Annotated in this window: 16 protein-coding genes; 11 read left to right on the top strand and 5 right to left on the bottom strand. The window is 31.1% G+C overall.

The annotated features are described in order from the left end of the window. The 6 genes from ABV008_RS05760 to ABV008_RS05735 all read left to right on the top strand — a co-directional run bounded on the left by ABV008_RS05760 (nucleotide 1) and on the right by ABV008_RS05735 (nucleotide 5,378). Nucleotides 1–873, top strand: coding sequence for an HpcH/HpaI aldolase/citrate lyase family protein (locus tag ABV008_RS05760; RefSeq protein ID WP_352418868.1), 873 nt, complete (start codon nucleotides 1–3; stop codon nucleotides 871–873). Nucleotides 874–887: 14 nt separating this feature from the next. Next, on the top strand, nucleotides 888–2,429 hold the full coding sequence (gene citF, locus ABV008_RS05755) for a citrate lyase subunit alpha (protein WP_352418867.1): 1,542 nt from the start codon (nucleotides 888–890) through the stop codon (nucleotides 2,427–2,429). Nucleotides 2,430–2,433: 4 nt separating this feature from the next. Next, nucleotides 2,434–3,465, top strand: a complete 1,032-nt coding sequence (gene citC, locus ABV008_RS05750) for a [citrate (pro-3S)-lyase] ligase (protein ID WP_352418866.1) — start codon at nucleotides 2,434–2,436, stop codon at nucleotides 3,463–3,465. Beyond that, entirely contained in the window at nucleotides 3,465–3,974 is a 510-nt protein-coding gene (gene citX, locus ABV008_RS05745; protein WP_352418865.1) for a citrate lyase holo-[acyl-carrier protein] synthase, read from the top strand. The genes citC and citX overlap by 1 nt, the downstream gene beginning before the upstream one ends. Nucleotides 3,975–4,116: 142 nt before the next feature. After that, nucleotides 4,117–4,989 (top strand): triphosphoribosyl-dephospho-CoA synthase CitG, encoded by an 873-nt coding sequence (gene citG / locus ABV008_RS05740; protein WP_352418864.1) that lies wholly within the window; start codon nucleotides 4,117–4,119, stop codon nucleotides 4,987–4,989. 146 nt (nucleotides 4,990–5,135) lie between these two features. Further along, nucleotides 5,136–5,378 (top strand): hypothetical protein, encoded by a 243-nt coding sequence (locus ABV008_RS05735; RefSeq protein WP_352418863.1) that lies wholly within the window; start codon nucleotides 5,136–5,138, stop codon nucleotides 5,376–5,378. Between the two features lie 5 nt (nucleotides 5,379–5,383). Here the strand turns inward: ABV008_RS05735 and ABV008_RS05730 are convergent, their stop codons facing one another. The 3 genes from ABV008_RS05730 to ABV008_RS05720 all read right to left on the bottom strand — a co-directional run bounded on the left by ABV008_RS05730 (nucleotide 5,384) and on the right by ABV008_RS05720 (nucleotide 10,149). After that, the gene (locus ABV008_RS05730; protein ID WP_352418862.1) at nucleotides 5,384–6,187 is read right to left on the bottom strand and encodes a histidinol-phosphatase HisJ family protein; all 804 of its coding nucleotides are present in this window, start codon (nucleotides 6,185–6,187) and stop codon (nucleotides 5,384–5,386) included. A 104-nt stretch (nucleotides 6,188–6,291) separates the two neighbouring features. Beyond that, complete coding sequence (locus tag ABV008_RS05725; protein ID WP_352418861.1) at nucleotides 6,292–8,382, bottom strand: ABC transporter ATP-binding protein; 2,091 nt, start codon at nucleotides 8,380–8,382, stop codon at nucleotides 6,292–6,294. A gap of 15 nt (nucleotides 8,383–8,397) precedes the next feature. Next, nucleotides 8,398–10,149, bottom strand: coding sequence for an ABC transporter ATP-binding protein (locus ABV008_RS05720; RefSeq protein ID WP_352418860.1), 1,752 nt, complete (start codon nucleotides 10,147–10,149; stop codon nucleotides 8,398–8,400). A gap of 222 nt (nucleotides 10,150–10,371) precedes the next feature. Here ABV008_RS05720 and ABV008_RS05715 point away from each other — a divergent pair, with 222 nt between their 5' ends. The 4 genes from ABV008_RS05715 to ABV008_RS05700 all read left to right on the top strand — a co-directional run bounded on the left by ABV008_RS05715 (nucleotide 10,372) and on the right by ABV008_RS05700 (nucleotide 13,706). Beyond that, on the top strand, nucleotides 10,372–10,566 hold the full coding sequence (locus ABV008_RS05715; protein ID WP_352418859.1) for a hypothetical protein: 195 nt from the start codon (nucleotides 10,372–10,374) through the stop codon (nucleotides 10,564–10,566). Nucleotides 10,567–10,677: 111 nt separating this feature from the next. Then, nucleotides 10,678–11,421: a glycerophosphodiester phosphodiesterase gene (locus ABV008_RS05710; protein ID WP_352418858.1), complete on the top strand. Its 744-nt coding sequence runs from the start codon at nucleotides 10,678–10,680 to the stop codon at nucleotides 11,419–11,421. Further along, nucleotides 11,422–12,660 carry an MFS transporter gene (locus tag ABV008_RS05705; protein ID WP_352418857.1) on the top strand — a complete coding sequence of 413 codons (1,239 nt, stop codon included), beginning with the start codon at nucleotides 11,422–11,424 and terminating at the stop codon, nucleotides 12,658–12,660. Between the two features lie 161 nt (nucleotides 12,661–12,821). Beyond that, complete coding sequence (locus ABV008_RS05700; protein WP_352418856.1) at nucleotides 12,822–13,706, top strand: diacylglycerol/lipid kinase family protein; 885 nt, start codon at nucleotides 12,822–12,824, stop codon at nucleotides 13,704–13,706. Between the two features lie 31 nt (nucleotides 13,707–13,737). Here ABV008_RS05700 and ABV008_RS05695 read toward each other — a convergent pair whose 3' ends face one another. Both ABV008_RS05695 and ABV008_RS05690 read right to left on the bottom strand, forming a co-directional pair. Beyond that, nucleotides 13,738–14,124: a bactofilin family protein gene (locus tag ABV008_RS05695; protein ID WP_352418855.1), complete on the bottom strand. Its 387-nt coding sequence runs from the start codon at nucleotides 14,122–14,124 to the stop codon at nucleotides 13,738–13,740. 18 nt (nucleotides 14,125–14,142) lie between these two features. After that, nucleotides 14,143–15,108 carry a peptidoglycan DD-metalloendopeptidase family protein gene (locus ABV008_RS05690; RefSeq protein ID WP_352418854.1) on the bottom strand — a complete coding sequence of 322 codons (966 nt, stop codon included), beginning with the start codon at nucleotides 15,106–15,108 and terminating at the stop codon, nucleotides 14,143–14,145. A gap of 219 nt (nucleotides 15,109–15,327) precedes the next feature. On the opposite strand from ABV008_RS05690, the gene ABV008_RS05685 reads away from it, so the two are divergent. Then, the gene (locus ABV008_RS05685; protein ID WP_352418853.1) at nucleotides 15,328–15,786 is read left to right on the top strand and encodes a MarR family winged helix-turn-helix transcriptional regulator; all 459 of its coding nucleotides are present in this window, start codon (nucleotides 15,328–15,330) and stop codon (nucleotides 15,784–15,786) included. Nucleotide 15,787: the final 1 nt, after the last annotated feature.

Raw genomic sequence — 15,787 nt, 5'->3', positions numbered from 1 at the left:
ATGGATAGACCTAGAAGAACCATGCTTTTCATTCCAGGTAACAATCCTAATATGTTACAAAATGCAGGGATTCTTGGAGCAGATAGTATTATATTAGATCTTGAGGATGCTGTAAGTATTACAGAAAAGGATGCAGCAAGAATATTGGTAAAAAGCGCCGTTAATAATTTAGACTTTTATGGTACAGAAATAGTTGTGAGAATTAATCCTCTTTCATCTACCTTCGGTATTGATGATATTGAAGAAATAGCTCCAGTACAACCTGACGCACTAATGATAGCTAAAGCAACTGAAGAGGACGTACACAAAGCAAGTAAAATGCTTACTCAAATTGAAGAGAGAGAAGGCTTTGAACATAAGAGCATTAAGCTTTTTCCATTGATTGAAACAGCATATGGTCTTGAAAATGTATACAATATAGTAAGGTCCTCTGACAGAGTAGTAGGAGTATTGTTGGGAGCTGAAGATTTAACAGCAGATCTTGGGATTAAAAGAACCGCAGAAGGACAAGAAATTTTTTATGCAAGGTGCAAGATAGCTACTACATGTAAGGCTTGTGGTATCGATGCCATAGATACACCTTTTGCTGATATGAATAATTTGGAAGGCTTTATAAAAGATATTAAAACAGCTAAATCTTTAGGTATGACAGGAAAAGCTGCAATAAATCCAAGACAGATAGATACAATCCATGAAATCTTTGCACCTTCTGATGATGAAATAATGCATGCTCAGGCTGTAATTAAGGCAATGGAGGAAGCTAAAAAACAGGGTAAGGGTGTATTTTCACTAAATGGGAAAATGGTTGATGCACCTATTATAACTAGAGCACAAAATGTAGTTAAAAAAGCAAAGCTTGCAGGCTTGCTATAAGGGGTGATAGATATATGAAGAATATACTTGGAAGAGAAATCCCTGAATGCATCCAAGGGTACGGAGAAGTTAAGCCATTTAAAGGAGCTTTTGAATCATTAGGAGAAGTCAGAAAAAGAGCTGTAAAATTTGAAAGTTCTTTTCCAGAAAAACAGAAGGTGTTATGCTCTATTAAAGATACTCTTGAGAAATGTGGTATTAAAGATGGCATGACAATTTCTTTTCACCATCATCTAAGAAACGGTGATTATGTACTGAACATGGTTTTAGAGGAAATATCAAAGATGGGTGTAAAAGATATTAAGGTAGCTGCCAGTTCTATTTTCCCAATACATGAGCCACTTGTTGAATATATGAAAAAGGGCATAGTTACTGGAATATATGCAAACTATATTTCAGGACCTGTAGCAGAAGCAATATCAGGGGGTCAATTAAAAAATCCAGCAATCATGCATACCCATGGAGGAAGAGCAAGAGCTATTGAGTCTGGAGATCTTACAATTGATATAGCTTTTATCGCTGCTCCAACATGTGATACCTATGGCAATATCAATGCTGTATTGGGGAAATCTGCCTGTGGCTCTTTAGGTTATGCAATACCAGATGCTCAATATGCTGAAAAAACAGTGGCCATAACAGATAATTTAGTATCTTATCCTGCATGTCCAATTGAAATTAGTCAAGAGTATATAGACTATGTTGTTCAGGTAGAAAGCATTGGAGATGCAAAGGGAATTGTATCTGGTACTACAAAAATTACTAAGGATCCTGTAGGACTTAAAATAGCTAAAATGACTTCTAAGGTCATAGAAGCATCAGGTCTTTTAAAGGATGGATTTTCATTCCAAACAGGAGCAGGAGGAACATCTTTAGCAGTAGCTGCCTATGTGAAGGAATTGATGCAAAAGAATAAAATTAAGGGAAGCTTTGCAGCTGGTGGGATTACAGGGTATATGGTTGAAATGTTTGAGGAAGGATTATTTGATGCAATCTTTGATGTACAGTGCTTTGATTTAAAGGCAGTTGAGTCTTACAGAGATAATAAAAAGCATCAAGGAATGTCAGCATCTATGTACGGAAATCCTCATAACAAAGGTGCAGTTGTAAATAATCTTGATGTTATGATTTTGGGGGCAACTGAGATAGATGTAGATTTCAATGTTAATGTTACAACAGGCTCTAGCGGTATGATTATGGGAGGTTCAGGAGGACATAGTGATACAGCTGCTGGAGCAAAGCTAGCTATTGTGGTTACACAGCTTATAAAAGGAAGACTTCCTATAGTTGTTGACCGTGTCACTACTGTTACAACTCCAGGTGAGACTATAGATGTGTTAGTCACAGAAAGAGGAATCGCTGTAAATCCTTTAAGAAAAGATCTAATGGAAAAACTGGGAAAAACTAATCTACCAATTATGTCAATAGAAACATTAAAGGAAATAGCTGAGAATATGACTGGTGTGCCAGAAAAGATAGAGCTAGTTGACGAAGTAGTAGCTGTTGTTGAATATCGAGATGGTACTGTCATAGATGTTGTAAGAAAGATAAGGGATTGATTTTATGTATGATATACAGATTGAAAATGCTGATCTTAGTACTGATGATAGATTAAAAGTTGAGAGTTTCCTTTCAACTTTTAATCTGCTTTTAGATAAAGATGTAAAACATACTATTGTAGCAAAATTAGGAAATGAAATCATAGGAACCTGCTCTCAAGCAGGGAAGGTATTAAAATGCTTTGCAGTAAAAAAAGAGTTTCGAGAGCAGGGCTTGGCTTCTAAGCTTATTACCCATATTACTAATGATCTTTTTGACAGGGGAATTTACGAAACCTTTATATTTACTGAACCTAAAAATGTTTCCTTATTTACAGGACTTAATTATCGTGAAGTACAAAGAGTAGAGGAAGTTGTTTTATTAGAGAGCGGAATGTCTAATATTAAAAAATATGTAGAAAAGATGTTCAAAAATAGTGGCTTAGGTAAAAGAAAAAAAGCAGCTCTTGTGATGAATTGCAATCCTTTTACTTTAGGACATAGATATTTAATTGAAAAAGCATCCAGGGAGAATGATGAAGTAATTGTTTTTATTGTTGAAGAGGAACGTTCTCTTTTTCCCTTTGAAGTTAGAAAAAATTTAGTTAAGATAGGAACAGAGGATTTAATAAATGTTCATGTTTTGTCAGGTGGGAATTATATTATTTCTACAGCTACATTTCCATCATATTTCTTAAGACAAGAGGACATAAGAATGAATGCTTATGCTAAATTAGACGCAGAAATATTTAGTCAATATATTGGACCAGTTTTTAATATAGAAAAAAGGTATTTAGGAACAGAACCTTACTGTAGCATTACAAATATGTATAATAAAGCATTATTCAACATATTACCAAAACATGGTATGGAGGTAATAGAAACAAGTAGATTAAATGCAGAAAATAAACCAATTAGCGCTTCAGAAGTAAGAAAACTCATTAAAACAGAAAACTATGATATAATAAAAAAATTAGTCCCTAAAGTAACCTATGAATTCTTAATGTCTGCTGAAGCTAATTCTATTATAGAAAAAATAAAAAGAGGTCCTTATTGATGAATAATATTTTACGAGACAGAGAGAAAAGATATGATGATGTACTATCTATAATAAATAAATATGGGTTGCCTGTGATTTGTGGAAAGATAAATTATCCTGGTAATGATAAAAACACATTGGAAGCCCAAAGAGCGTTTCAAATTCTACAGGTATTATTAACTGAAAGGTTTGCTGAAAATAGCATACACACACAAATACTAGCTGGTGATGATGGAAGTAGTATATTAATAGTAACTAGCATAGACCCAATGGAGGCTAAAAAAATATCAGTATCTATAGAAACAAATCATCCAATAGGAAGAATATTTGATATAGATGTTTATGTAATAGAAGGAAATTCTATAGGAAGAGAAAAGCTAAATATAGAAACTAGAAAATGTATTATCTGCAATGAGGATGCTAGAATATGTATGAGAACAGGGAAGCACAGCCTTCAGGAAGTTATAGATAGTGTGAATAAATTAATCCATGATTATGTGTGCAACAATAGTTCAGCGATGGTTTAACGATTGTTTAACAATTGTTCAACTACTGTTTTACTATTGTTATAAAAATGAGATTTTTCAGCTTTGCCTCAGAATTAAACAAAGTATTAAGATTATTTTTAAAGAGCTTTTGTGATTTTATGGAACTTATGGGGGGAATAAATTGAATATAAATTGTAGCTTTTGTGAGTATATCAGTCAAATAGCTATTAAATCCATGTTACTTGAAGTCTCTGCTACACCTAAGCCTGGTCTTGTAGATCGAAATAACCCAGGCGCCCACAAGGATATGGATTTTAATACATTTATTGAAAGTAGTGTATCTCAAGTATATACTTTTTACAATTGTGCATCAGAAGGGTTAAAATTTGAAGGAAAAGACAATAAGGAATTATTAAAAGTTATTCGTCCCATAGGTATTCAGGGAGAAAATAAAATGTTTAATGCAACTAAAGGTGTCAATACACATAAAGGATTAATCTTTTCATTTGGGATTATTGCAGCGGCTGCGGGGTTGCAGTATAAAAAAACAAATAAATTAAAGATGGATACAGATGGTATTTGCAATTTTGTGAAGGAGATAGCAGAAGGCATTGTCAGCAGGGAGTTAGAACATTTAAATAATCAAGAGGCTTTAACTTATGGTGAAGGATTGTTTAAAAAATATGGCATTAAAGGAATCAGGGGAGAAGTAGAGCTAGGTTTTCCAACTGTAAGGTGTTACTCTTTGCCCATATTTCGCGAACTTATGAAAGGGGCTGGCAATATTAATGACAATTTAGTACATGTTTTATTACACCTTATGACTATTACAGAAGACGTTAATATATTAGGAAGACATGGTATTGACGAACTAGAATACGTTAAATCAACAGCAAAAGAAATATTATCACTAGGTGGTATGTTTACAGAGAAAGGTAGACAAAAGATTCATGAAATAGATATAGAATTTATTCATAGAAATATTAGTCCTGGAGGCTCTGCAGATCTTTTAGCTGTAACACTGATGCTTTATTTTTTAGAAAATCCTTCTTAATGTTCTATTATAGAATTTAGAGTAATTATTGAAATGAGCTGCAAGAGTAAGCCGTATGCTAAATCATAATCGATTAAATAAGAAATTAGTTATTTATAGCAAAGAAGGGCATAATAATTAATAATAAAAAGGGAGAAGTGAATAGAATGGATTTAGTATGTCCTCTTTGTAACGGAATTAAAGATACTGTTATTAGATGTTCAATATGCTCTGCTAAAATGAAGGATAATGGTCCTATAGTGAATTTCTTAGATGATTATAGTCCTTATTTATCTAATGATATTACCCAGCTTGTAGATGGAGCACCACAAGACCAATGCGTTCATCTTTTTAGCTGTGAAAAATGCAAGTATGATAAACGAGTAAAAATAAATAGAGTAAGGATTTAGTTTCCTTACTCTATTTTTATAAAATGTTTTTTTCTGTTTTTATAGGTAGTAATATATTTAAAGTCAAGTTCTCTTAACAGTTCAACTGCATCATCATAATCGAACCCAATATTATCAGGGCTATGGGCATCAGAGCCAATAGTAACAATTTCTCCTCCTAGCTCTTTATAAAGGCTCAATAATTCTACAGTAGGATGAAAAGAATTTATTCCATAGCGTATACCAGAAGTATTTATTTCTATTCCTTTATCCTTTTCAATTATCTTTTTTAAGACTTTTTCGATTAGCTCTTTATATTCTTCAAGCTTAACAGTATTGTTATCCATATATTTTACATATCTATCTATCAAGTTTATATGCCCAACTATATCGAAGTTACTGAAGTTATCAAGTACTTCTAACATTTCATCATAGTAAAGAAAATAAGTGTCTATTAAATCTCTGTCTGCAAATAGTTCACCATGATGCATTTCTTTTCCCATAACAGTGTGGATTGACATAATAATAAAATCAAAGTTTTCCAGATTAATTTTTTCATTAATGTTTTTTACAAGATGTGGCTGCATTCCAAGTTCTATCCCACTTAAAACTTCTATTTGTCCTTTATAATTACTCTTGATTTTCTTTAATTCTTTAAAATAATCCTCAGTATCAAAAACAAAATCTAATTCGTCATTACCATAATCATAATCAACATGATCTGTAAAAGAAAGAATCTTTATATTTTTTTCTAAAGCACCTTTTACCATATCTTCCATAGAGTATTTACAATCACCAGAAAAGCTACTATGGACATGATAGTCGTACATTCATAACCACTCCTAAATTTTATATTAAAATCATGGTATCTATTCTACTAAATATTTGATAAAAAGTAAATAAACTAAAAGTTAAGATATAGTAAAATTATACTTTAAAAGCTTTCTTTTGCTTTAAAATCTTCCTTATACTGCAGCCTATAGAGTTCATAGTACATTCCACCTTTGTTTAATAATTCTTGGTGAGAGCCTATTTCTCTTATTTGTCCTTTGTGGAGGACAATTATCTTATCAGAACGTTGTATAGTTGATAATCTATGGGCTATAGCTATAGATGTTCTTCCTTTAACGATTTTATTTAGGGCATCCTGTATTAAAATTTCTGTTTCTGTATCTATATTTGATGTGGCCTCATCTAATACTAATATATCAGGCTTAAATGCCAATGCTCTTGCAAATGCAAGGAGCTGTCTTTGACCAGCCGAAAGAGTAGAACCTCTTTCCATAACAGGCTCTTCATATTTTTTAGGAAGTTTTTCAATAAAAGTATCCGCATTAACATATTTAGAGACCTCTTTGATTCCTTCATCAGTTATATTAGTATTATTTAATCTAATATTATCTTTAATAGTGCCTGTAAATAGGAAAACATCTTGGAGAACTATTCCAATCCTTTTCCTTAACTGGTATTTATCCATATCTCTTATATTTATTCCATCAATTAATATTTGGCCTTTTTGTATATCATAAAATCTATTTATTAAGCTTATAATTGAAGTTTTACCTGCGCCTGTAGCACCTACAAAGGCTACAGTCTCTCCTGGATTAATAGTGAAGCTTACGTCTTTAAGCACCCAGTTATCTTTTTCATATGCAAACCAGACATTTTTAAATTCTATTTTGCCTTTAATAGTCTTTAGTGGAGCAGCTAAATCTGGATTTTTAATGTCTTCTTCTGTGTCTAATATCATAAATATTCTTTCGGATGAAGCCATGGCAGACTGCAGAATATTATATTTTTCTGTTAAATCAAGTATTGGCTCGAAAAACATCTGAAGGTAGTTAATAAATGCATACAATACTCCAAATTCGATAGCACCATTGATTACATTATTTCCACCTAGCCATATTATTAAAGTTATTCCTAAGGAGCGAATTACTTCAATGATAGGCCTAAAAATTGCATACAACTGAATTTCTTTTTTAGTTGCATTTAGATAGTCTTCATTTATTTCATCAAATTCTTTAAATTTTTTATTTTCTTTACTAAATATATGGACTGTTTTCATACCGGTTATATTTTCGTTTAATGAGGAGTTTATACGAGCAAGTCTAACTCTTACTGCCCTATATACTTTTCTTATATTTATTCTAAATATAATCGAAGCAATTATGATGAAAGGCAATACAGTAAAAGAAAATAAAGCTAGCCGAGCATCCATATTGAACATTGTAATTATAATACCTGTCAAAAGAAACAAATCTTTAAATAGAGTTACTAATACACTGGAATACATTTCATTTAATGCTTCTGTATCATTTGTAACTCTAGTAACTAGCCTACCAACAGGATTTTTATCAAAATAAGAGAGAGACATTTTCTGCAAGTGAGAAAAGATTTCTTGTCTAATATTGAATATTATTTTTTGGCTAGTATAATTTAATATAAATACTTGAGCATAATTAAATACAAAGCTTAAGACAATTACTGCTAGAAAAATTATTCCTATAGTTTTAAGGTTTCTTATATCATTTTCTCTAAAAAGTTTATAATCATCATTTGAAAGTAAACTTGCTGTAAATCTGTTATTGCCTAATTTCAGAATGTAACTATCACCTTGTTTGTCTATAGCAAGATTATTATTATCTTTTTCAATAACTCCATCTACAAGATAATGAGAGCCATTAACTTTGACTATTGTCTTCTTCTCTACATTCTTAAGTGCTATTTTTTCAGAGCTTGATAAATCGTCTTCTCTGACATATATATTGTCCTTATACAATATACCTTTTGTTTCAGAATCCTTGTTAAGTACATACATTGGATTCAGATATCCTCTAATACTGTCATCTATTGCATACTTTAGTATGTATGGACGTGCTAAATCACCAGCAGTTACAGCCATAAGGAGGATTATACATATAAAGATATACATCCAGTATGGCTTTGTGTATGAAAGAAGCCTTTTCATCAACTTAGAATCATAGGCTTTACCTAAAGTTTCTTCTTCATGAAAATTATTCATTGGTCAATCCTCCTACTATAGATTTTGAATTCTTTCTTCTAAGAGCTGTTTTTCGTAAATATTCTTATAAATACCATTTTGTTCTGACAACTCATCATGAGTACCCCTTTGAGCAATTTCTCCATTATCTAAAACAATTATTTCATCTGCATTTTTTATTGTAGATATTCTATGAGAGATGATTATTGTTGTGCGAGATTTCATAATTTCTTTTAGATTATCTAAAATCTTTTCCTCAGTCTGGGTATCTACTGCGGATAAGCTGTCATCCAATATTAATATACCTGGGTTTTTAATTATTGCCCGAGCAATAGATGTCCTTTGTTTTTGACCTCCTGACAGTGTGACTCCTCTTTCTCCAAGTATGGTGTCAAATTTTTCGGGAAACTCTATAACATTAGTATAAAGCTCTGAAAGTTTTGCAGCTTTAAATACCTTTTCTTCTTCAACTTCTTCATCAAATGCAAACCCAATATTTTCTTTTATAGTTGTTGAGAAAAGAAAACTCTCCTGTGGAACATAGCCTATATTTTCTCTTAGGGATTTGAGGGTAATGTCTTTAACATTAACTCCATCTATCAATATATTTCCTTCTCTTATGTCGAAGAGTCTGATTAATAAGTTTACTAATGTAGTTTTACCGCTTCCTGTTCTACCAATAATGGCTAATGTATTTCCTTTTTTGACTTTAATATTTATATTTTTTAATGCATAGTTTCTAGTTCCAGGATATTTAAAGGATACGTTTTTGTATTCTATATCACCTTTTATTTCTGGAAGGATTAAAGGATTTTCCTTATCAACAATTTCAGGTTTTTCATTAAATATTGCATTTAATCTTTCCATTGAAGCAATTCCTCTTTGAAACATATTTATAACCCAACCAATAGCCATTATAGGCCATACGAGAAGACCTAGATAGCTATTAAATGCAATAAAAGCTCCTAATGAAATCTCATTATTTATGACTAATAATCCACCATACCATATTATTATCAAAAAGCTAATAGCAGATATAAATTGAATTAATGGTGAAAACATTCCCCAAACCTTAATTAAGTTCATATTCATTTTAAAATTATATTTATTTGAATCAGTGAATTTGTCTATTTCATTTTCTTCTTGAACAAAGGATTTTATTACTCTAACACCTGCAAAGTTTTCTTGAACCTTGTCAGTTAGCTTAGAAAACGCATCTTGAACATCCTTAAATCGTCCATGTATCATTTTACCAAACTTCATAACTAAGAAAGCTAAAAAAGGTAATGGTAATAGAGATATAAGTGTTAGTTTCAAATTTGCAGTTTTTATCATTGCATATATAGCTGATAATGTTATAAAGCAAGCATCTGTTATCATTACAATACCAGGGCCTAGAGCCATTCTCACTGCGTTGATATCGTTTGTAGCGTGAGCCATTAAATCTCCTGTTTTATGGTTGTTAAAATAATTTGTTGATAGTGTTTGAAGATGACGGAACAGTTTGTTTCTTATATAATACTCTAATTGCCTTGAAGTTCTATTGATGTATATTCTCCAGAAATATCTTCCCACACCTATGATAAGTCCTGTAATAATTATATATGCTGAATATTTTGCAAGTCTTTGACGAGTTAATAAACCGGCCTCAAGTGAATCTGTAATTATTCTAAAAATCTGAGGTACTAACAGCTGAACTAAGTCAACTATTATAAGCCACATGACACCTAGTACATACTTCCATCTGTACTTGATAAAAAACTCTTTTAATGTTTTGAAATTATGCATACTATGCCTCCTTGAGAGTATTTCCCATTTACAATTAGTCTTGTGATTACCAAACATATATTTATTTCGACACTCAAAATATTATACCTTCTTAGATTTCAAATTTTATATGCCTAGTTTATATCTTTTAAACAGGAATATTTTTTGATATATGTTAAAAACTAAAGTTGAAAATAGTTGTCTATATATATTTAGCAATTTGATTTCAGGAGGTGAAATAATATGCAAATGAATAATATGGATATATTAAAAAAGAAACTCCTTGATGCTCAAGAAATGGTAAGAGATTATGAAATGTTTTCAAAACAAACTAACGATGATGAAATTAAAAATACATTTAAGAAATTCGCAGAAGAATCTGGACATCAAGCAAGTAAACTGCAAGCTATTATAGACAAATATGAAGGATTAAAATAATACAAAAAGGACTTTCGAAAGTCCTTTTTTCGTGCTATAAATAACTATTTAAATAAAGGAAAAAATCCGTATGCATAGAATATACTTAATGGAGGAGGGAAATAAATTATTATGAAAAGACCATTAATTATTGCACACAGAGGTGCATCTGCATATGCGCCTGAAAATACTATGGCTTCTTTTTTGAAAGCAATAGACATGAAATCAGATGGAATTGAGTTAGATGTACACATGACTAAAGACAAAGCATTAGTTGTATGTCATGATGAGAGAGTAGATAGGACTACAAATGGGAAAGGATTTATTAAGGATTTTTCTCTGAATGAAATAAAAAGTCTAGATGCAGGAAGTTGGTTTGGGAGCGAATTTAAGGGAGAAAGAATACTTGAGTTAGAAGAAGTAATAAATCTTATAAAGGATAGCAACATGATGTTAAACATTGAATTAAAAAATGCTCCAATATTATACGAGGGAATAGAAGAAAAAGTAATTGATATAATTTCTAGTTATAAAATGGAGGATAGAGTCATTATATCTTCTTTTAATCATTATAGTTTAATACAGGTTAAAAGAATTAATCCTAGAATTAAGACTGGCGCATTATATATGGCTGGATTAGTTGAACCATGGGTTTATGCTAAAAGTATTAAAGCTGATGCCCTACATCCACTTTTCTATAACTTACTGGTACCTGAATTTGTAAAAGGATGTTTTGAAAATGGGATTATGCTAAATCCATTTACTGTTGATGATGAAAGATATATTGCTGCTATAATCAATCTCAAAGTAAATGGTATCATAACAAACTATCCTGATAGAGCAATAAAAATACGAGATAATTTAGGAGGAGTTTAAATGAAACTTAATTATAAGAAGACATTTATATTAGGTCTTGGTTTTTTTGTAATAAGTTTAGTGTGGTCACTTTATAATTTTTATGTCCCATTATTTTTAAGAGATTTTATTGATAGCCAGTTTTGGATAAATGCTATAATGACATTTGATAATATTTTGGCTGTAAGCTTGATTCCTATTATTGGAGCCATGAGTGACAACACCAGAACCAGATTTGGCAGGAGGATGCCTTATTTGCTTATTGGGATACCCATATCTGCGATTCTTTTTAGTATTTTACCTTTTTACACAAGTTTTCTAAGTATTGTTATCATTTTGTTTTTCTTAAATCTATCAATGTCTATATATAGAGCTCCTACAATAGCTTTAATGCCTGACATTACTCCAGCACCACTTAGAAGTAAAGCTAACGGTGTTATTAATTTTATGGGCGGATTAGCATCTGTACTTGTCTTATTCGTAGGAGCATTTGTATACGAATATAATAAATATTTACTGTTTATAGCTACTTCCGTGCTGATGATATTGTCCTTGTTTCTTCTTCATAAAACTATAAAGGAACCTGATAAAGGAGTGGTTAGTAAAGAAGACAAGATAAATGTACTTCAAGCTATAAATGATATAATAACTAGTAAAGATAAAACTACTCTTTATATTTTGTTTGCAATTTTCTTTTGGTTTGTAGCATATCAAGGAGTTGAGGCTACATTTAGCAATTATAGTGTATATTTTTTGGGAACAACAGAAAAAACGGGCTCAATTATTATGAGCAGCTTTGCAGGTATATTTTTAGCATTTGCTATCCCCAGTGGGTTTATTGCTTCTAGAATAGGTAAAAAGAGAACTATTTTAATGGGTATAACAGGATTAATTATTGTATTTCTAATTCTATCCACTATTAGGCCAACTACTACATTTTTATCCTTGCCTTTTAATGTTATAATGATGATACTAATGGGAATAGGTGGATTCTTCTGGTCTTTAATAAATATTAATTCTTATCCAATGGTGGTTGAGTGTACCACAGAAGACAAGATAGGTACTTACACAGGACTTTATTATTTCTTTTCATCTTTAGCAGCAATACTTGGACCTTTAGCATTTGGCTTTTTTGTTGACATTATTGGATTTGGTTTTATGTTTATAATGTCTTCTCTTTCCTTTGCTTTAGCTTTTATGTTCATATTTTTTACTAAACCAAAGGCTGATGTAAACGCAAAAAAAGAAAATATTAATTAGGATTAATATTGTTTAGTTTTCTTAATGTTTGTCTCTAAATATTTTTGTTTCTACTAACCAAATTATACAAATAAGGTTTGTAATTTATTAGAATGGAAATTATATGAATAGTGTATTATCATAATAGTATATAATAGCAATATATAAGAAAGGTGAACCTTATGAAAAAAGTGAAAATAATATATAATCCCTCTTCAGGCAGACAAATAATCCAGAGAAGAATAGACTCAATATGTAAAATACTTTTGGATAATGGATATATTGTGGGGAAAGTTGCAACACAGAAAAAAGACGATGCAATGTACGAAACCATAAAATGCTGTCAAGAAGATTGGGATATTATCGTGGCATGTGGTGGAGATGGTACTGTTAATGAAGTTGCAACAGGAATTATAATAGGAAGGAAGAAAATCCCAGTTGCTATTTTAGCAGCGGGAACTGTTAATGATTTTGCTAATTATATGGGATTGCCTAGAGATTCAAAAGAATTTTGTGATATGATAATGAACGAAAATACAATAGATGTAGACTTAGGTAAATGGGGAGATAAGTATTTTGTCAATGTAGCTGCAGGAGGATTTTTGACTAATGTAGCCCATCAAGTACCTTCCGAAAGTAAAAATGTTTTAGGGAGAATGGCTTACTATATTGAAGGACTAAGGGAAATACCAAAACAAATGTTTAATGGGATAAATGTTAAGATAACCAGCGAAGAGTATTCATCAGAGGAAGAAATATTCTTGTTTTTAGTATCAAACAGTTCTTCTATTGGTGGATTTAAAATGCTTGCGCCTAAGGCACAAGTAGAGGACGGATTGTTAGATTGTATAATAATTAGAAAATCAGAAATACAAGATGTTCTATCAATTTTTATAAATGTATTAACAGGTGAACATGTAAATCATCCTAATGTTAAATATTTTAAGACAAAAAAAATAACAATTGAATCTGAAGATACTGTACCAGTAGATATTGATGGGGAATACGGTGGAACGCTTCCTGCAACCTTTCAAGTAGTACATAGGAGCTTCAGAATATTTAATTAAAAGAAAAAATAGAAGGGGCCATTGGCTTCTTCTATTTTTCGTTAGTTACTTTATCTTTCAAAGTATTGTTTTCAATGCATTCCATTTTGCATTTACCATCAAATATAGCATTTTCATCTATAATTAGAGTTTTTACTTCTACGTCTCCAAATAGTTTTGAAGTATTTCCTAGTCTAAGATGTTCTTTACACTTAATATTGCCATAAACTGTTCCAGAGATAAAAATACTATTTCCTTCTATATTCCCAGTTATTTTACTATCTATCCCTATTGTAATATCTCCCTCAACTATTATATCTCCGTCTAAATGTCCATCAATTCTTATAGCGCCTTTGGCTTCAATTTTCCCACTTAACTTAGTATTTTTGCCAATTAAGGTATCTATTTTCCCGATACTTTCCTCATTTTTTTTAAACATTTTATCCCCCCAATAATACTAATCCATGTTATTTATTACCTTCATAGGGTCTATTGGATTTCCATTTAATCTAATTTCAAAATGAAGGTGTGGGCCTGTACTTCTACCTGAATTTCCCATTTCACTAACAACCTGACCTTTTTCTACTTTATCACCTATTTTTACTAAAAGCTTTCTATTATGTCCATAAACCGATTGATATCCATAGCCATGACTTATTATTATATATCTTCCATAGCCACTATTATAACCAGCAAAAGTTACAACACCACTTCCTGCAGCTTTTATCTTAGTTCCAGAACTATTTGCTATGTCTATTCCGTTATGAAACTCTCTTCCTCTGCCAAAAGGATTTTTTCTATATCCAAACCCAGATGTAGTTCTTCCAGTGGTAGGCATTAGATTAGGTTTTGCATCAAGATACCTAAGCTTTTCTTCAACATCATTAATAAGAGAATTCAATTCTTCGGAGCTTTTATCTAAAAGTAAAGATAACCCTTTTATTTGCGTTTCAAAATCATTTTCAATATAACTTGCAGGATTATTTCTTCTAAGGCTTGGACCACCTCTAGATGGAAGACTATCAGAAATTTGCATTTCTTCTTTCATTGAGCTTTCACGAGTTTCCTCGAGACCTACTAAATTTCTTACAGTTTCTTGCAACAAATCTATAGATTCAAGCTTCTCTTGAACCTCAGCTGACATTAGTCTTAGGTTATCTATTTCATTCTTTTGTTGCTGTGTTAGCTCCTCTAAGTTGTTTAATTTATGTGTTTTTTCGCTATAGTTTTGTTTCAAGACATTGTATGAATTGTATAGATTAAAGGTCAGATATCCAGAGATTAGAAAAATCATAGCAATTAAACCTAAGGAAAGTTTAGGAATCCAAGTCGCTATATTTATTTGGGTTACTTCCTTGGAATGGGGAATTATAATTAATGAGAGGGTTTTTTTCTTTTTATTTTTGATATGTACAGTTTTCACTTTCGTCCCCCTTCACAAAATAAATACACAAGTATTATATCATTAAATAATATATTCTAGTAAAATTTTCTAAATCCTTTTTTAAATTAATAAAAATAATTATATTATTTTTATTGCTTTTTTACTAAATTAGCAAATACATAATATTGAAAGATTGACTATAGACTCAGTATAAGATAATATATTTAGTGAGACGAAATATATTCGGGAGGTGATTTAATGGTTCACAATGAAGTTGAGAACAATGTCGCTTTAATAGAAAAGTATTTAAGAAAAGTTGACTGGATTATTAGAAAAAAAGGTAGAGAAATATTAAATGATATTAATATTACTGATCCTCAATTTATAGCTCTTCAACATATAGTAAATAATGAACAGCTTACTATAGGGGAACTGAGTCAGAAAATGTTTTTAGCCTGTAGTACTATAACTGATTTAATAGATAGAATGGAAAAAAGCGAACTTGTTGTAAGAGAAAAAGATGAGCAAGACAAAAGAATTGTTAGATTAAAAGCCCAACCTAAGGGCCGTGACATAGTTAAACAAGTATTAGAGAAGAGAAGAGAATACTTATCAGATAAGCTAGCGGGAGTAAGTGATAATGACAAGGACATGTTACTTAAGAATCTTAAATACTTACATGAGGCAATGACTACTGAGAATACTAAGGGGGACTGAT

It is taken from the genome of Proteiniborus sp., from assembly GCF_040308045.1.
Classification (GTDB): domain Bacteria; phylum Bacillota; class Clostridia; order Tissierellales; family Proteiniboraceae; genus Proteiniborus.
The sequence above is the reverse complement of the archived record's forward strand: the minus strand, read 5'-3'. Positions and strand labels throughout refer to the sequence as shown.